We start from the raw sequence: 18,059 nt of genomic DNA, 5'->3' as shown, positions 1-18,059 counted from the left end.
TTATCAGATTAAAAAATAAATTCCTCAAATTAACCATAAAAACTCTTATTTTACTGGCACCTTTTGTTGTAATTTCAATAATACTGCCTGAATTCTGGGAATCCTAAACTTATTGAATACTCTGGTAAAATTTATGGTATTACCAAGTATAATGGTTCAGGTTATTTTTTTCATTTACTCATTTTCCAGTCTCTATAATTCTCCAGGTCGCCTTTGATAAAATTAAATGCAAAAGCAAGCACAGCAACATCGTCGACAAGTCCAATTAGAGGAAAAACATCTGGAACAATATCAACTGGACTTACTAGATACAGAAAGGCAAACACTATCAATAATGCTGTCTTTTTTGGAAGCGGGTATCTTCCTTTAAATAAATCCAACAACATAGAAAGCAATAGTCCAAAGTAATACCAGCTTTTTCTGAAATCTGTTGAGTGGTAACGATAGTCTCTGACTTCTTCAGAAAATCCCAGGTTAGTATCAGAAATTTTTTCTGGACTAATGTTAAAGTACTCAAGATTTGCTTCAGTTGGTTTCGTTCTTACATTGTTCATTCTATCCATAATAACTCCCAGTCACATATTAATTATAATTGTATACATAATTTTTTATATTAACCATATCCTGTTAGTATCTCTTCTCGTCCTATCGAACAGTATTTTTCCTTATCCTATTGATAGTGTTTCCCTTTTTGCACTAATTAGAGCAATAAATAGTCTTATAACAAAACTGGTCTTTCTTTTCGAAACTGACTCTGCCATTACATTTAGCCACTAAACTTAGTCATTAAATTTGGCCATTAAACTCAATATACTCTTGATTACCGAATTTTACTATTATCGGGAAAATTTGATTATAAATTACCAAGTTAAAAACAAAATCGGTAGCGTAAAACCCAAAAACGTTGTCATCTATCTGGAACACTTTAATCATTGTGATTCTTAACTTCCAGTTCCTCAATTTCCATATAGACTGTCCCTGAATTCAGCGGTTTGGCGTGTACATGATAAACCCCACTTTCTTTCACAGTAAATTCAGGATTTTCAGGAAGGTAGCTCTTTCTTGGCTGTGTCAATACAAATGTGTTTTGGAGAGCAATATATGAGTCTTTACTAATTGTTACGTTTATTTTCTCGGGACCATTGGGATTATCAATCCAAAATTTATAAGTTATATCTTTAGTAAGGTTAACCTGAAAATCAGATTCTTCGGATACCGATTCTAACAGGACACTATTTTCGCTTCCCTGAAATGCAATGACTATATAAAATAAAGTAATAACTATATAAAGTGGAATAAGACTCCTGGATTTTTTCGGCTGTTCTGGCATTTTTCCCCCCATCCGGCAATTCAGGTGCTCAGATAACTTGAATCAATCGCTTCCACTGAAATTTCCACTGATTTTCGTTTTCAATGTATTTCTTTCTCTTATCATGGTAGGAACCATAATTTTATATGCCAGTCGGTAGAGGCAAAGGACTGGATACCACTTCTACCTCCAACAGAGAAAGTCCTTCAAACTTTCGTGCTTACCAGCCATGCTTATAAGCAGTTATAGGTTCAGGCTTCACTTCGGATCCTCTGCAACGCGCAGGACAATCTTTCCACGAGTATGGCCGCTTTCGCTCATTTCATGTGCTTTTTGTGCGTCTGCAAGAGGAAGCACAGTTGTTACAATAGGCTTGATTTTCTGTTCATCTATTATGGCTGCTATTTGAGCGAGTTCTTTTCCATCAGCCTGCGTCATGAGCCTTTCTGCCCGTACTCCGTGTTTTTGTGGTGTTCCGTCGGGAATGCTGGCTACAGTCGTTACCAGGAATCCTCCGGGTTTTAACACACCCCAGGACCTTTCTAATGTATCTCCCCCAATTGTGTCCAGCACAACGTCAAGATTGCTCATGATATCTTCAAACCGCTGGTTCCTGTAGTCGATTACCTCATCACAACCTATACTTTTTAGGAACTCGACATTTGTACTCGATGCAGTGCCAATAACATATGCACCTTTCCATTTGGCAAACTGGACTGCAAAGCTTCCGACCCCACCCGCAGCTCCGTGAATAAGCACAGTCTGTCCGCGCTCAAGACCTGCAATATCGAAAAGTGATTGCCAGGCAGCCAGTCCTGCAGTAGGAATAGCAGCACTTTCAATAAATCCGATACTTTTGGGCTTTTGAGCTATCTGTGCAGAATTGACAACCGTGTATTCAGCATATCCTCCCTCCCCTGGAGATGCTTTACCAAAAACTTCGTCTCCAGGCTGGAAGGACTTAACTCCCTGTCCTACCGCGTCCACAACACCTGCAACATCCGATCCCACAGTCATTGGCAAAGGCAGTTCCATATAACCACTACGTATCTTCCAATCTACTGGGTTGACTCCAGCTGCAATAACTTTTATTCTAACTTCACCAGGGCCTGGCTGAGATTCAGAAATATCCTCATACTTCAGGACGTTGGGTTCCCCAAACTCGTAAATCCTTATCGCTTTCAAATTTTCACCTCAAAAGGATTCTTTAATGAGTCATATCTCTTTGTTTTCGTTTAAACAATCTTTATTTCAATATCCCTTACTTTTTCAATATCCCTTACTTTTTCAATATCCCTTACTTTTTCAATATCCCTTATTTTCCTTCAATAATTGCCAATGCTTGTGCATATTGCTGAAAGGTTCCTTACAAAAAGCACGCTCAAACGCGTTCCGGAGTCATTACATTGATTATAATCCAGATTTAAATATAATGATAATTCTATAAATTTGTTATTATTACTTCTTCCGAAAACTAAAATAAATATCAGGCGAGTGCATTGTCAGAATTCTTTAAATTTGAATGGAGTGTAGGAACACGTAGTATAAATACGTTGGAAAGTGTAAAATGTCTAAATATGAGTGTAAACTGAACTCAAAGGCGTGAAATAGAGTAAAATGAACAAAATTAGATTAAAAACTTGAGCTATAAACAAAAATATTAAACATAGTTTTACGTAGACTTTTCGGCTCTGGAAAATTTTCTGTATTTCCTAAGCCCAGCTTTAGTTTGCATTCATCTTAATGATTTGGTAGGGATCAAAGTCCGTAGAGAAAAATTCATAGAATGCTGCTTCTTATTCCGACTTATGATGTATCTAGACTTGGACATTCTATTTTCCTGAATTCTTGTCTTTTCGAATTCACCTTCTAACTCTTGAGTTAATTTTTTATAACAGTATAAATTTTTTATATATGCTTTCAGTTCCAAAAAACTATACAGTTCCTGCTGAAAAACGCTGTTCTATGTCATATCGTAGCTAACTCGCCAGGGCAATAAACCGGATAGGAATGTGAGTAAGAACATTAATTTGAGTGTTTGGTTTTTTAGTCTCTTTTAAAACTAGCCTCAAAGTCTGGAGTTATGGGAACTGTGAGCAATTCCACACTACGCAGTCAAAATAACCTGGTCGATTAACCAATCAAATTAACCTAATTAATTAACTAGTCAAATTTATCTAAAAATCTTACCGATCTTATTGATTTAATCTCAATTTCTTCGGTTTTGAAACATCCTGTGATATCTCACATAAATTCTCCTTATTCGGTTAATAACTCCGACAAATGCTACAAAAACAAAACCTCAGGAATTTCTCTAAATTCTAACGCGGAGCTTACCATGATGCATGTTAAAGAACTCAGCAAAGTTATTTTTCTAGTGACTCTTGCGCTTTACCTGGTTACTGCAGGAAGTGCAGCAGCTAATTTAATTTATGTAGACAACAGCACTGATCAGATTGCAGATTTCAACACCATTCAGGCTGCTGTGATTTCTGCAAGTCCAGGAGATGAAATAATTGTCAAACCCGGTACTTATGAGGAGAATATCGTAGTTAACAAGAACATATCTATTGCTTCCGAATCTGGAAATTCCTCCGATACTATAGTCCGGGCAGCCGATGTCTCTCAGGATATCTTCAGTATCCTGGCAAACGGCGTAAGCATTAAAGGTTTTGGCATAAGTGGATCCAAATCCTCAGGAGTTCATGTTCTCGGATTTACTGATTGCCGCATTGAAAACAATAAACTGTTAAATAACAGCTACGGTATCGATCTATACATAATGAGTTCAGGCAACAAGCTTGATAATAATGAAATTTCGAACTGTCTGACCGGTATCAGTCTTGGCGGCGGCATATACAATAATTTGAGTAATAACTTAATCTCAAATTGCAGTAACGGAATTTCACTTTTTGATTCCTCTAACAATGTCCTGGAGAATAATCTAATCTCTAAAAATACAGAAGGTATTTATCTCACAGGCGAATCAAACAGCAACATCCTTGTAGGTAATACTGTAGTCCTCAATGAGAAATCAGGAATGTTTATTTACGAAACTTCAAACAATCTAATTTACAATAATTGTTTCAATAACACGGTAAACATAGAGTCCGAAACAGTATCGGACAAAAATAACTGGAACGTGACTAAAACCGAGGGTATTAACATAGCTGGTGGTCCTTATCTCGGAGGCAATATCTGGGCAAAACCCGATGGTACTATATATCCTGAAAAATCCAGGGACATTGACCTTGACGGAATTTTTGATTCCCAGTATAATATTGGAGGCACTCAGTTCATAGATTATCTTCCCATCAAAGGATCAGAGCCTGCAGTGATTACTGTTAATAACAGTACTGGCCCGGTTGCAGATTTTACTTCTATCCAGGCGGCAATAGACAATGCACTTCCTGGTGACACGATCCTTATTTTCCCGGGTATCTATGAAGAAAACGTCGACGTGCACGTTACAAATTTGACCCTTACCTCCCAATCTTTCAGTCGTGGGGATACTAGCTGGGACACTATTATCAAGGCAGCTAATAGTCTGGATGATGTTTTCTATATTATCGCGGACGGAGTGACAATTCGCGGACTGAATATCACGGGGCCTGTAAACCACCCCAGATCAGGCATTCACCTTAATGGAGTTAAGTACTGCAATATCGAAAGCAACCGGGTCTCAAACAATTACACAGATCCGACTTTAAACATTTCCAGTGCGAACAATTCCTTTATTCTCGATAACTCAGGTTCGGGTGTAGGATCTGGAATCATTCTTGACTCTTCCAGCAGTGCTCTTCTGGACAGTAATGTAGTCTCAGGAAACGGAATTTCAGTTCTCCTGCGTAATTCCACGGAAAATACGCTTCTCAATAACTCGGCATCCGACAGCATCTATGGTATCTGGGCGGATTCTTCTAGCAATAATACACTGGACGGAAATACTTTATCAAACAATAAAATCGGGGCCTATCTGAAAATTTCCAGCGGAAATGTACTTAGCAACAGTAAGGTATCAGATAATACAAATTCCGGTATAAGTCTGTGGGATTCTGTAGGAAATACATTAAGCAATTCTACAGCCTCGAAAAACAGTGTTTCTGTCGTTCTGAGGAATTCCAGCGCAAACCTGCTTATCAATAACACGGTGTCGGATAGCAATTACGGTTTATGGTTGTATTCTTCGAGCAATAATAATAAACTGAACGACAACAGGGTATTAAATAATCAGATCGGTATTCACGTAAAGGCATCAAGCGGAAATGTTCTTACAGGCAATAGTGCGTCAGACAGCGACGGGTCTGGAATCAGTGTCTGGGATTCGGCCAAAAACACATTAATTAATAATGCAGCTTCGAACAATTATGTCTCCATTTACCTGCAGAACTCCAGTGAAAATGAGTTTCTCAATAATGCGGTATCCGGTAGCAATTACGGGATGTGGGTTGCCTATTCCAGTAACAATAATCTGAGTGACAATAACGTATCGAATAACAGGTTCGGTTTCTATTTAAAAAATTCCAGCTATAACAGGCTGTCAGGTAACCAGGCAAACTCAAACTCCGTGCACGGAATCTATCTAGGTTTCTCCGGAAATAATATTCTGGACAGTAATAGGGTTACTTTAAACTCGGAATATGGGTTATATTTGCTAGATTCGGGAAACAGCTCGGTTTATAATAACTATTTCAACAATGTAAATAACATCTACCTGCAAGGTTCAAACACAGGTACGAGTCTGAACACAACCCTAACACCGGAAAAAAATATTGTTGATGGGTCTTACCTTGGTGGGAATTTCTGGGCTACTCCAAAAGGGGATGGCTTCAGCCAGACCCATGCTGATAAAAACGGTGATGGCATATGTGATGCAGTTTATGCCGTAAATACAGAGGGTATTGATTATCTGCCTCTTGTAGATTCTCATATCCTAATTTAATCCTGAGTGCTGAAAAAATCCATGAAAATGTTCTGACTATTGGAAATATGAGCAGCAGGAGATTTGGCATGACCAATTAAGGTTTTACAGCTTCTTAGGAGAGTCCAACAGGAGGCTGTACAGCTTTTAAGGAGGTTAGAAAGTCCACACAGATTCTTAGGAATTTACAGGATTTCGATGAAGTAATTTACATAATTTTTAAAAAGAGGCTGTATAGCTTCTTAGGGAGGTTAATGTAAGTGGGAAAGAATTTTAGCTGCTGTTATAAGGTATATTTATAAGTCTTTGAGCTATTCAGAGTATCCCATGCATGATGTTACATTTTACCTTAAATGCATGTACGTTTAAGCGCGGGAAAAAAATTCCTTCAAGTTTACTGGATAGAAGAGGAGTTATTGCAAACTCTTTTAAATCAATTCATTTTACTTTTTTATTTTTACTTCAGTACAGAAAGAAGGCATTCTAAAACATGCAAATCTTATTAACTGCATTTGAAAATACAAAGATCATAAATATAAAAGCAATTATTACATCCTACATTCCGCAGATGTACACAGATGTAGAATTTATTTGCCGATTTGCCATATTATCTCATCAAATCCGATTTTAAGTTTTTAGCTTATTGCCGTATTGAGATAATAAGTGGCATTTTTGTGTACATCTGCGGAAAGTGGGTTACATAAAAGCAATTATTGTAATCTTAAGAGGTCTAAAGAGTGTACCTGGACACTTGTACAAATAAATGGACTTGAAAAAGAGAATAAAGAAAATTAGCATAAAACTCAAGTTTGTATATCTCTAGTTTCTCATCTTCTTCTAATCTTCTATAATTTTATGGCATGGGATGTTGTTGTTTAAAACTCTTTTCGAAGTCTAGATACTGTTGAGCTATCTGTTGTGCTTTGTCTTCACTCAATACTTTCTGAGCTGCTGGAAATACTTTATTCTCTTCTTCTTCTACATGGTGGCTTACGCTTTCATCCAGTTCCTTGATCTTGGAAGTCCAGTTAGAACTGCCAGGATCCATACTTTCCAGTTCGGATGAGATTGATTTTATTTCGTTGTGTTCTTCATAGGCATGATTAACAAGCTCACCTAAGTCTTCTTTTTCTTTAAGCAGTGGATAAAAGAGTTTCTCTTCTCCCTGTAAATGAGGATCGGTTTTAGCTTTTACTTTAAAGAAAGTCTCCTTTGATCCATCACGCATTGCCTGTTGTATAAGATCAGAAACTTGCCTGTGTTCTGCTTTCAAAATATCATATATTGTTTCCATATTTCCCCCCCCTCATTTGAGGTATAATAAAGGATATTTACAAATATATAAATATATAACTACAGATCCCGATTTCTAAAAGAAGTGATATATAAAGAGTTAAAGTCTTCTGAGTTTCAAGTTCATAGAAAAAAGACAATTCTCTTATGCCTGTTCGGACGATATCCATATATTTCCCTCACAACCAGGAAATTCAGATCCCTTTTCCAACCAGATAGTCTCGCCTGTCTTATAACAGGAATAAAAGCCTGGGTCTTCAACTTTTTCATATGCTTTATGAGGATTTAACTCCCAAATCATATCTTGAGAGAGAGTGGGCAAACCAGGATTTCGTTTATCAGCTGGAAGTTTAAACACGCTTACACTACCGTCCCTCTCAAGGTAGGCAGTCTCAATTTCTCCCAAACTCCTGATACTCTGGTTTCTTAATAAAAGGAAAATTTCGTCCTGTGTAGGGGTATGTTTTCCTATTACTTTAGAATTCAGAATCCCATTACTTATGATTTTAGCAGGTGAACCCTGAGTAAAATCCTCATACTTAGGGAACTTGTTCACCAGAGCAGTCTGTACTCTGTAAAGTACTGTAACAGTTGCAATTGCACAAGCTGACCATAGAATTGCAACGTCTGGATAAAACATAGGATCTCCCATAGATGATCCAAGAGCAATAATAATCAAAAGATCAAAAGGTGTCAGCTGATCAACTGCTCTCCTGCCTAAAAGCCGCATGATAATCAGTGCAAAAACAAACATAAAAACTGTTCTAACAATCACTTCAAGTATGAAAAGCCATGGAGCATCGGCTATAAGAATTCTTTTTATTTCGAAAGCCTCTATGGAAGGTTCTGCCATATTAATAATAAAGATATGGAATAGCTTGAAAGTTCTCAGTTAAACAGTTTATGCAAACAATTGGTGATGTTGAGTTTACTATGACACTGATTTGATTCCCAAACTAATAAAGTTTAAGAACTGATTTCGCTGTAAGAAAATCGATTAATTGTCCCAAATACAGAGTTTAGAGAAGCTATTTTGAATAAAATAATAGTATATGGACAATGAAGCTATAGACAATGAAACATTCGCAAAATAACGATTTTTTTGAAACAAGAGATCCGTAAAAGTAGAATTAAAGTGCATGAATAAAAATAAGATGCCCGGAGCGTGACTCGAACACGCGACCTCCAGATATCTCAGGAGATTAAAGACGCCTCATATAATTGTCCCTATGAGTCTGGCGCCCCAACCATCTAGGCTATCCGGGCTTGCAACACACAAATGTACAAAGATATATTAAAGGCTAACGATCGGAACACCGAAAAACTGGAGTTTTTGGTAGTATTATACATGCATAAGTTGTCTGAGAGTGAGATATCTTACAGAATGGCATTGTCAGGAATTGACAGAAAACTGGAATTCTACGAACTTGCCGCGACGACCAGGAGCACCCGTTCAAGGACATACAAAGGTAGTACGGTCATTATTAATGTGATGAAGTATCTGGTATTCTGCCATCCCATAAATACAGGGAATTGAATAAGTTGATGGAGTTATCCTTCAGTCAATTGGCAACATTAACGTCGGCAGAAAAGAGTCCTGTAAAATGAAAATTACTCTCTAGAGTAACATCATTAAAATTCTCAAATTTAGTTTAATCGGTAGATATTCCAGACTCCTATCTCACAGTATTTTTTTGAATTAATGCTTTATATGATAGTGTTTTTGGAACCGATGTCCGGAAGTTTGCCCTTGACCTCGATGAAGGCTACTCCTGATTCTTAATGGCATTTGGTGAAAATTGACTGATATTATTTTTTGCCTCTAATACACTACATACCTGGTTTTATCTTTCCATAAAAATCAATAAACTCATACAATTTTAAAAATTAAACAGAAATAAGATGACAGAAGTAATTTTTAAATATAAATTTACTGAGGAAGGTGGCTAGACAAAGGGAAGAGAGATAAAAATATAAAAAAATTAAACCAAAACAAGCCGAAAAAAAGAGTTAAAAGGAAAAAGGATAAAAAGTTTTACCTTCTTGAAATTATCAGTATCCTGTGGCTTCTGCCAGCTTTTTGACCAGAGAGGCATCAGCAGTACTTCCGGTAACCACAAACACATGGTTTCCACTGCCCCAAATATAAGTATATCTGGGAATCTCGGTTCCTGCGGAAGTGACGTGGTCTGCAATTCTTACAGCTGAATGCCCATTAAATGACTCATTGACAAAACGGGAGCCTTCTGTTAATGGTTTGAAGGAAGATTTGTATGCATCTATCAAATTAGTCGTAACCTCAGAATTCCCAAGCTCGATTACATCAATATAGAAGTCGGACTCATTGTACTTGTACATTCCTTCGGATCCTCCGACGACTTCTGAAATATTCTCAGCGTTGTAATCGATTTTGATATCAGCTGCATTAAGAGGGACAGACCCAACATATTTGAAACCTTCTGGAAGGTTTTCAAGCTTGCTAATGTCAGCCGTACTTTCAGCGGAATTTGTGTTTGATCCCGAGTTAGTCGAGTCTGTTCCACCAGCCGAGGGCTTGTTAAACTCGCTAGTGTTAGCTGCACTTTCAGCAGGAGTTACATTCGTTTCCAGGCTACTCGACTCTGTTACATTAACTGCGGAATCGTTAAGCTCACTAACATTAGCCGTTTCGGCAGGATTTACATTTTCTCCCGAACTATTGGGCTCTGTTCCATTTACTGCGGATTTATTGTCGCCAACGCAGCCTGAAAATGCGACCATTAAAACCACAAGTGCAGATATTAAAGCCACCATTTTTTTCATAAGCTTCACCTAAAATCTGTATAATCCTGGAAATAACTACCGAAGTTTAAAACCGGGATTTCAAAGTTGAAAGATCGGTTGAATTAAGAAATATGTAGAATAAAAAGTTATCTGCAAAAGGAACTTAAAAAAGAATTAAAAGAGAGAAGGGTTAGGAAACCCTTCAATCAGAAATTTTAATTGTTCCTCCTGACGAGGTAGACAACTCCAACGAGTCCGACAAGTCCAAGAACAACTCCGAATCCTGGGGAGTTTTCCTTCTTTTCATCATCAGATGCGTTTGTCTCTGGGGTTGTGGTAGCTGGTGTCTCATCAGTATCGTCTGATGCGTTCACGTCGTCCGTAGTATCAGGGGTTGTTGTTACGTTAGTTACGTTGTCAGTTACGTTGTCAACAGGTTTGGGGATGCTGTCGCTTGTGTTGTTAGTTACGTTACCAACAGTCTTCGTAACGAATGGGTAGTACCTGAGTTCACTGGATGGAGTGTCAGCGATCTTGAAAGACATGCCCTCGGCAATATCCTGATCTGAGTCTCTGGTCAGAGTGAAGGTGTCTTCATTGCTGATCTTGAGGGTATTTCCCTGTATGGAAACATCATTGAGTTCGCCGAATTCGTCATCAGACTCAATCTTTATGGCGTTTGCGTAGTCAATGAGCCAGATACCTTCAATCTGTGCAACGCTGTCGACTGCACCCTGGAATACCTGGTTGACATGAACTTTCATGACAGTAACATCGTCTTCATCCTGGATGTCATCAAGTTCGACGTCCCAGGTGCTGTCACCGTCTCCAACATTGATTATTTCGTCATCTACGTGTTCTCCGTCCTTGTCGAACTCGAGCCAGACTTTGTCACCATCGACATCTACCTGCCTGGCCTGGAGAGAGTATCCATCACCGAGGTCAAGGGTATCTCCGGTTTTGAGAGTGACCTTGTCATCGCTGTCCATAATAAGCTTGGCAAGTTTGTCAGCGCTGTTGGATTTCAGTGGAATGTATTCCTCTGCAAAGAAACCAATAACTGGATACTGGTCCCATCCAAGGCTTGGCTTATTATATTCGTAGTCAACCTTCTTAACGGAGGTCTGGTAAACGAGGCCACCTTCTCCAATTACATTTCCATTCAGTTTGGAAACGCTGAGGTTTTCTGTTTGAACATTGTCATCAAGGTCGTAGTAGAAACCTGCAAAGTTGCTTGCGTCCCAGGTAGCTGGTCCGGAGGCGACACTTCCTCTTATTTCATAAGTTCCGGGCTCGGTGATATCCTTTGCAAGATAGAACCTGAGCACATTGCTTGGGGTGTCAGCGACTTTGAAAGACAGACCTTCAGCGAGTTCATTTGTGGAATCTCTGGTCAGAGTGAAAGTGTCTTCGTTGGTAATGTTAAGGGTGTTACCGTTAATGGAAACATCATTGAGTTCGCCGAATTCGTCATCAGACTCAATCTTTATGGCGTTTGCGTAGTCAATGAGCCAGATACCTTCAATCTGTGCAACACTGTCGACTGCACCCTGGAATACCTGGTTGACATGGACTTTCATGACAACAACATCGTCTTCATCCTGGATGTCATCAAGTTCGACGTCCCAGGTGCTGTCACCTTCTCCAACATTGACTATTTCGTCATCTACGTGTTCTCCGTCCTTGTCGAACTCGAGCCAGACTTTGTCACCATCGACATCTACCTGCCTGGCCTGGAGGGAGTATCCTTCACCGAGGTCAAGGGTATCGCCGGTCTTGAGAGTGACTTTGTCATCGCTGTCCATAACAAGCTTGGCAAGTTTGTCAGCGCTGTTGGATTTCAGAGGGATGTATTTGTCTGCGAAGAAACCAAGCAAGCTGTAGTTGTCCCAGCCAAGGCTTGGCTTTTCATATTCGTAGTCAACCTTCTGAATAGTGGTTGAATATACAATTCCGCCCTCTCCAATTACATTACCATTGTTTCCGGCAACGTTTTTAATGGAAAGAGTTTCGGTTGTGACGTTATCGTCAATATCATAGTAGAATGCTGCAAATTGAGTAGCATCAATTGTAATGCCATCGCCGACAATGTCGTCGATATTAGAGCCGTTAAACACAGGACCGCGGATCTCAAGTGTGTCTGCTGCACTTGCGGCGGATGCAAATACAGTCAGAAGCATGAGAGCAGCCAGTGTCACTGCTGCGAATCTCTTCATTTTATTGTTCCTCCATGTTTGTTAAGATATGTCGTATGTAAGAAGAAGTGTCGGGATCAACACTTTAAGGGTTTCACCATTCTTCACCAAGTCAGACTTTTATATTTCGTCTATTGCCGAAGAGGATTTCATTCCCTCCTTATCCCTCTAAATTGGATTACAAGTGTTCTATAAAATAATTGCCTTATTAAATCTTTTGTGGTCTATTTTAGGGAAATTGAAGGGGAAAAGCGCAAAACAACGATACAAATGACGGTAAATGTCGAAAGAACTCCGGCAGTTTATTCTTTATAAGTTAATTAAAAGATAAATTCGAAATACTTATAAAATACTATGGAAAAAAGATTATATAATTATAACGTAGGTTAAATAATTTCTATTATATATTTAAAAATTCATTCGGTAAACTTATTCTGATTATATTTCAAGCTTTTTTATTTAGAAAACTATAAGATCCTACTTTATGTAGGTTGACATAAAAAGTTTGGATATTTCTCATGATGCTGTTTTTTGAATATTTAATAAACACACATTAAATTTAAACTGGTTAACATGTGGTTCAACTCACAGATACATATAAAACACTGAATCATTTTTCCGTTAAAGCTTAGCATGAGAAATGCTTGGATTATGTAAACCTCATAATTGAACACAATAATGGATCATCATCTCAAAGTTTATGTTTAGCTGCATTTCATGGTTCAATTTTAAAGGAACCAAATATATTTTTGATCAAATAAATAATTGTAGATTATTTCTTGCACTTAACATGTCTTCATCAATTTTGGTAAAAAGCCTCAGTTCATGAAAAAACTTGTAATTTTTGCATTTCTTGATTGGAAGTCTGCATTAACAAGAAGAATCCGGTTTTCATCAAAATCAATATTCGACATCTTAAGACTTCAACCATGAAGTTGTATCACAAAGCTTGTGGCCAGTTACAAAATTTAGTGATTTTGAGTTTTACGTTCATCACTGGATTTTGTACTGAGTCGTTGGATAAGAATACACTATAAATATTAGGTTTAATACAGTTGCCTGTTTTGCAGAAACTTTACATAATTCCTTAATTTTATCTTAAGATGTAAATTAATTTCTAACAGATTCTTATCTAATCTTGTTAAAATATAGTTGGGCATAGTCAATTTATGAGAAGTTATTTTTTAAACTCAACTTATTAAATATATATATCAATAAGTTCATTTTTATTTAAATGTTGCGTCATTCATGTTATATATTATACTAACGGTCAACAATCTTATAAATCATAAATTGGGTGAATTTTGTGAATTCGAAGAGAAAAATGAAAACAATTATTTATATATTACACAGAAAAACTTATAAACAGTTAACTAAAAGTAATTACTGGAGTTCAAATAAATGGATCGTGGAATGTCTATTTGAACTCCATGCGCCCGAAAGCAGGAACAAGATCATTTTGTGAGTATTTAAACTTATTTATCCTGCTTCTTGGGTAAAAATAATGAAGGAGTAGAATAAATGGGAATAAATAATAAACTTGGAACAACAATCCTATTTATGGCAGCGATACTACTTGTGAGTATAGCGTGTATACCAGCCGTGAGCGCGAGTCCAAACAAGGATGCTACTAATACGGTTTCTGCGATTGGGACTCCTACCGTCAAGGCTTTAAAAGATATTGGGATCTTAAAAGTTTATCATTTAAATGAGGGCGGGTACAGAGTTCATTATACAAACGTAGTTTCCGGTAAGCACTTTTTTGACCCGACCTTAATTTGGATGCCTTCAACGTCGAGTCTGAGCCTTACTATTAATAAACCCTTAGGAGGATCATTTGGCCCCTATTATGACGGCTCTGATGGACGTATAGACGGTAAGATAGATTTCGATTATCCACCAATACAGTCAGTTCCTGGTTTGGAACAAGGAGAATGGATTTCTGTAGTAGAGGCTCAAGAGGGATCTGCTGATTACTCGTATTCAGTTAGTGTTACCTGATGTCTATCTGAGTATGGGGCTGTGATGGATCGTTTGTGCAGAGATTTTCTAAAGTCTCTGTATTTTATTTGTTTAGTTTGGAATAGAAAGTCCGTGAGAGGAATTCTTCTTACGGACTCTTTCCTTCCTTTTTTTCTTAACTGCGACTTATTCCACTAATTATTGTGATATACTCATCAACTGATAATTTCCCGGACTCAACAATCGTCATCTTTTTAACCTCTCTTTTCCATATTCAGTATTTTTAACCTCTTTCTTTTCATATCCAGTTTCATCTTTATACATCTCATAATTTGTGATAACTTATATGTTCTTCTGAGATGAAGATTCCAGTTAGTCCATAGAAACCTATTTTTGAAAAAATTATTTCAAGTGGAATATCTGCTAAATCACTAAAGAGACTAAGCCTGAGGATGCTTAGTATAGGAATGAACTCAAGGTCCAAAAAACACTAATATCATTTATAAATAATTTTGAATATTTATAATAAGTGCTTTTGGAACTTATGCAGTACTATTCAAAAAAGAAATCTTTTACGCTACTTGAATGAGAAAATGAATATTATTAAAAATTGACGATATAAAAAGAGAAATATAATAAAAACATTATATGATATCAGTAAATTTAAAAGAAGGCAAAAAGGTCCGATACATTATAAACACAAGAAGAAGCTAAATAATAATACGAAACTAATAAGACCATTTTATAACCGAATAACAGAACATAGGTCTAAAAACACTAAGGGGAATTCACTTTGGAATGTAAAAATGTTATTCAGGATGCCACATGCAGGATAAAAGCCATGAAAGGCGTGGAAGATACGTATATTTTGAGTGAAGAGGACAAAGAGAAAATCCTTGAACTTGAAAAGAAGGCCGAAGGAGCAGTCCTTATGGGGCTTGGTGTCGGGGATAATCAGGGAATAAAGGAAGTCTTCAAACGCCAGGTAATCATAGCCTTTACAACTAATATGAACTATGTCTGGCCTGAAGGGCCTAATGTAGTTCTTATGCAGTATGGAGAAAAGGTAGGTGAGGATGTTTATGATCCCGAGAAACTTGAGGAGTGTAAAAAGTGCAATGACATGCTGGTTATGGGAAACTTCGTAATATATAAGAACTCCGTACCTAAGCCAAAGGATGCAAAGAAGGAACCCATAACTGTAGTACTTCCACCACAGAAATGCCAGGATGTAGAATGTGTAGAAGGTGTAACAAATGCTGTACTTGCATCTCCCTCCACTCCCTCAGATGAGTATCTAAGGTCTACAATGGGCCTCAAACCGGCAGTAGGACTCGGAACTTTTATTATCGGTTTTGATCTCTGTTAAGCAACCGGTCTGTAAAAATCTATTCTGTAAAAATCTATTAGATAATAAATGAGATCGGCTCTGTATAGTAAATGTTGAGCTGCCATTTTACCTGTAGTAAATATATAACTCATCCAAAAATCAATTCACTACTACATAAATATGAGTTTTCAAACTCACGTAATGATCCTGAGTTCTTGATTGATTATCCACAGTTTGATTTGATAAATCATTTTGAGCTTTGGGATCAGCTCAAACACTATCAATAAGATCAAACTAAGTGGCTTTTTTAAAACCAGAAAATACTTTTTGAAATTCTCAAAGTTGATTTTTTTATTTTGAACTGTCATATGAATAAAAAGCCGGAATCTCTAAACCGGAAAGATGGAACTTGGGATGAAAGAAGATACTTATAACAAGGCCTGCAGGGAAATTCTTGAAAAAGTACTTGCTGGCGAGATCGAAAACGAAAATCAGTTAAATAAGGCAAAAAAAGACTTCAGTAAACACTATCATCTGGCCAGCCTACCCAGAAACGGAGACATCATAACTCAGGGATCAAACGAAGAGAAGGCATTAATTAAGGAATTTTTGAGAAGAAAACCTGTAAGAACGATTTCCGGAGTTGCGGTAATTGCTGTAATGACCTCCCCGGCTCCATGCCCGCACGGAGTTTGTCTTCCCTGTCCGGGAGGGCCAAATTCCACTTTCAAGTCACCTCAGAGTTATATGGGAAGAGAGCCTGCAGCTATGCGGGCGATCCAGCATGGGTTTGACCCTTATTCCCAGGTAGAATCCAGACTTTCCCAGCTTAAAGAAATCGGTCACGATGTAGATAAAGTGGAACTAATTGTTATGGGAGGCACGTTTTCTGCACGCAGTCTCGATTATCAGGAGTGGTTTATCAAACGCTGCCTTGAGGCAATGAACGATCTCACAGGTAGGGAGTGGAGAGAAAATGCCTGGAAAATCGGGAAATCTTTACCTTATATTCCTCTTGAGGAGGTACAGAAAGCCAATGAAAAAGCTGAGATTCGCAATGTAGGAATCACATTTGAAACGCGTCCGGACTGGGCGGGAGAGAAACATGTGGATGAATTCCTTAGACTTGGAGGAACTAAGGTAGAGCTCGGAGTTCAGAGTGTTTATGATTTTGTACTCACCCGTATGCAGAGAGGGCATGGCGTTGCGGAAATTGTCAGGGCTAACCAAATATTAAGAGACAGTGCATTCAAGGTTGGATTTCATATGATGCCTCATCTTCCTGGCTCAGATTCGAAATTGGACCTCAAAGGTTTCAAAAAGCTCTTTGAAGATCCTCGCTTCTTGCCCGATTATCTCAAAATTTATCCTACTCTTGTAACTGAAGGAACTCCTCTTTACAGGCTTTGGGAAGCAGGAGATTATAAAGCTCTTTCTGACGAAGAAGCTGCTGAACTAATTGCGGATATAAAAGAGATCCTGCCTAAATGGGTAAGACTCCAGCGTATCCAGCGAGATATTCCAGCTTACCAGATCATTGCCGGGGTCCGAAAGAGTAATCTCAGGCAGCTTGCAGAAGAAAAGTTGAGAGAAAATGGAGGGAAGTGCCATTGTATCCGCTGCAGGGAAGTAGGACATACTGGCCTGAAAGGGAGAAATATAAATCTAAATGATGTTGAACTGACTGTAGAAAATTATGAAGCTTGCGGAGGCACAGAGTATTTCATTGCATTTGAAGACCTTGTCTCAGATGTCCTTATCGGATTTACCCGTTTGCGATTTCCGGCTGCCCCTCACCGTCCTGAACTGCAGGATGCAGCCCTGATAAGAGAACTGCACGTTTACGGTTCCATGGTACCTGTAGGAAAAGAAGCAAAGCAAAAGGAATGGCAGCATAGAGGATATGGAAAGGAACTTCTGGAATATGCAGAGAAGATAGCACGTGAAAACGGGTACCGGAAACTTTCCATTATTAGTGGGATAGGAGCTAGAGAATACTATCGAAAATTCGGGTATGTCCTTGATGACGTATATATGTCAAAGGTTTTGAAAGACTAAGACCTGTAACTCAAGAGAAGTCACTAACTTTAACCCTGTCACTAATTTGACTTTAAATTCTGAAGCTAGTGCTTCGATTCCAAAATAAATTCCTTAATTCCTGGAAAAATCCGTGATTCTCGGCTCTATTCAAAAGTCAAATTTTATGAACTACTTGGGAATCACAGTACTAGTATTATTATTATTATTATTATTATTATTATTATTATTATTATTATTATTATTATT

Annotated in this window: 12 protein-coding genes and 1 tRNA gene; 5 read left to right on the top strand and 8 right to left on the bottom strand. The window is 37.9% G+C overall.

Annotated features, from left to right (window positions below; translation table 11 throughout):
- Positions 1 to 170: 170 nt before the first annotated feature.
- The 3 genes from ASJ81_RS12820 to ASJ81_RS12810 all read right to left on the bottom strand — a co-directional run bounded on the left by ASJ81_RS12820 (position 171) and on the right by ASJ81_RS12810 (position 2,494).
- Positions 171 to 563 carry a YkvA family protein gene (locus tag ASJ81_RS12820; protein ID WP_095644765.1) on the bottom strand — a complete coding sequence of 131 codons (393 nt, stop codon included), beginning with the start codon at positions 561 to 563 and terminating at the stop codon, positions 171 to 173.
- A 362-nt stretch (positions 564 to 925) separates the two neighbouring features.
- Positions 926 to 1,330: a hypothetical protein gene (locus ASJ81_RS12815; RefSeq protein ID WP_095644764.1), complete on the bottom strand. Its 405-nt coding sequence runs from the start codon at positions 1,328 to 1,330 to the stop codon at positions 926 to 928.
- A 237-nt stretch (positions 1,331 to 1,567) separates the two neighbouring features.
- Positions 1,568 to 2,494 carry an NADP-dependent oxidoreductase gene (locus ASJ81_RS12810; protein WP_095644763.1) on the bottom strand — a complete coding sequence of 309 codons (927 nt, stop codon included), beginning with the start codon at positions 2,492 to 2,494 and terminating at the stop codon, positions 1,568 to 1,570.
- A gap of 1,153 nt (positions 2,495 to 3,647) precedes the next feature.
- Between ASJ81_RS12810 and ASJ81_RS12805 the strand changes: the two genes are divergently transcribed.
- Positions 3,648 to 6,251: a right-handed parallel beta-helix repeat-containing protein gene (locus tag ASJ81_RS12805; RefSeq protein WP_170943305.1), complete on the top strand. Its 2,604-nt coding sequence runs from the start codon at positions 3,648 to 3,650 to the stop codon at positions 6,249 to 6,251.
- A gap of 832 nt (positions 6,252 to 7,083) precedes the next feature.
- On the opposite strand, the gene ASJ81_RS12800 is transcribed toward ASJ81_RS12805, so the two are convergent.
- The 3 genes from ASJ81_RS12800 to ASJ81_RS12790 form a co-directional block, all read right to left on the bottom strand.
- Positions 7,084 to 7,524: a hemerythrin domain-containing protein gene (locus tag ASJ81_RS12800; RefSeq protein WP_095644762.1), complete on the bottom strand. Its 441-nt coding sequence runs from the start codon at positions 7,522 to 7,524 to the stop codon at positions 7,084 to 7,086.
- Between the two features lie 144 nt (positions 7,525 to 7,668).
- A complete protein-coding gene (locus ASJ81_RS12795; protein ID WP_095644761.1) occupies positions 7,669 to 8,376 on the bottom strand; it encodes a DUF421 domain-containing protein in 708 nt (235 codons plus the stop codon).
- Between the two features lie 302 nt (positions 8,377 to 8,678).
- A tRNA-Met gene (locus ASJ81_RS12790) sits at positions 8,679 to 8,789 on the bottom strand.
- A gap of 13 nt (positions 8,790 to 8,802) precedes the next feature.
- Between ASJ81_RS12790 and ASJ81_RS22240 the strand changes: the two genes are divergently transcribed.
- Positions 8,803 to 9,060 carry a hypothetical protein gene (locus ASJ81_RS22240; protein WP_170943304.1) on the top strand — a complete coding sequence of 86 codons (258 nt, stop codon included), beginning with the start codon at positions 8,803 to 8,805 and terminating at the stop codon, positions 9,058 to 9,060.
- Between the two features lie 515 nt (positions 9,061 to 9,575).
- On the opposite strand, the gene ASJ81_RS12785 is transcribed toward ASJ81_RS22240, so the two are convergent.
- On the bottom strand, positions 9,576 to 10,325 hold the full coding sequence (locus tag ASJ81_RS12785) for a hypothetical protein (RefSeq protein WP_141241715.1): 750 nt from the start codon (positions 10,323 to 10,325) through the stop codon (positions 9,576 to 9,578).
- A 176-nt stretch (positions 10,326 to 10,501) separates the two neighbouring features.
- Positions 10,502 to 12,502 (bottom strand): S-layer protein domain-containing protein, encoded by a 2,001-nt coding sequence (locus tag ASJ81_RS12780; RefSeq protein ID WP_095644759.1) that lies wholly within the window; start codon positions 12,500 to 12,502, stop codon positions 10,502 to 10,504.
- A 1,500-nt stretch (positions 12,503 to 14,002) separates the two neighbouring features.
- Here ASJ81_RS12780 and ASJ81_RS12775 point away from each other — a divergent pair.
- From ASJ81_RS12775 to ASJ81_RS12765, 3 genes are all read left to right on the top strand, one after another.
- Entirely contained in the window at positions 14,003 to 14,482 is a 480-nt protein-coding gene (locus ASJ81_RS12775) for a hypothetical protein (RefSeq protein WP_095644758.1), read from the top strand.
- Positions 14,483 to 15,236: 754 nt separating this feature from the next.
- Positions 15,237 to 15,812, top strand: a complete 576-nt coding sequence (locus ASJ81_RS12770) for a hypothetical protein (RefSeq protein ID WP_095644757.1) — start codon at positions 15,237 to 15,239, stop codon at positions 15,810 to 15,812.
- A 375-nt stretch (positions 15,813 to 16,187) separates the two neighbouring features.
- Positions 16,188 to 17,831, top strand: a complete 1,644-nt coding sequence (locus ASJ81_RS12765) for a tRNA uridine(34) 5-carboxymethylaminomethyl modification radical SAM/GNAT enzyme Elp3 (RefSeq protein ID WP_095644780.1) — start codon at positions 16,188 to 16,190, stop codon at positions 17,829 to 17,831.
- The last annotated feature ends 228 nt before the right edge of the window (positions 17,832 to 18,059 follow it).

The organism is Methanosarcina spelaei (genome assembly GCF_002287235.1).
In the GTDB taxonomy this organism is placed as follows: domain Archaea; phylum Halobacteriota; class Methanosarcinia; order Methanosarcinales; family Methanosarcinaceae; genus Methanosarcina; species Methanosarcina spelaei.
The sequence above is the reverse complement of the archived record's forward strand: the minus strand, read 5'-3'. Positions and strand labels throughout refer to the sequence as shown.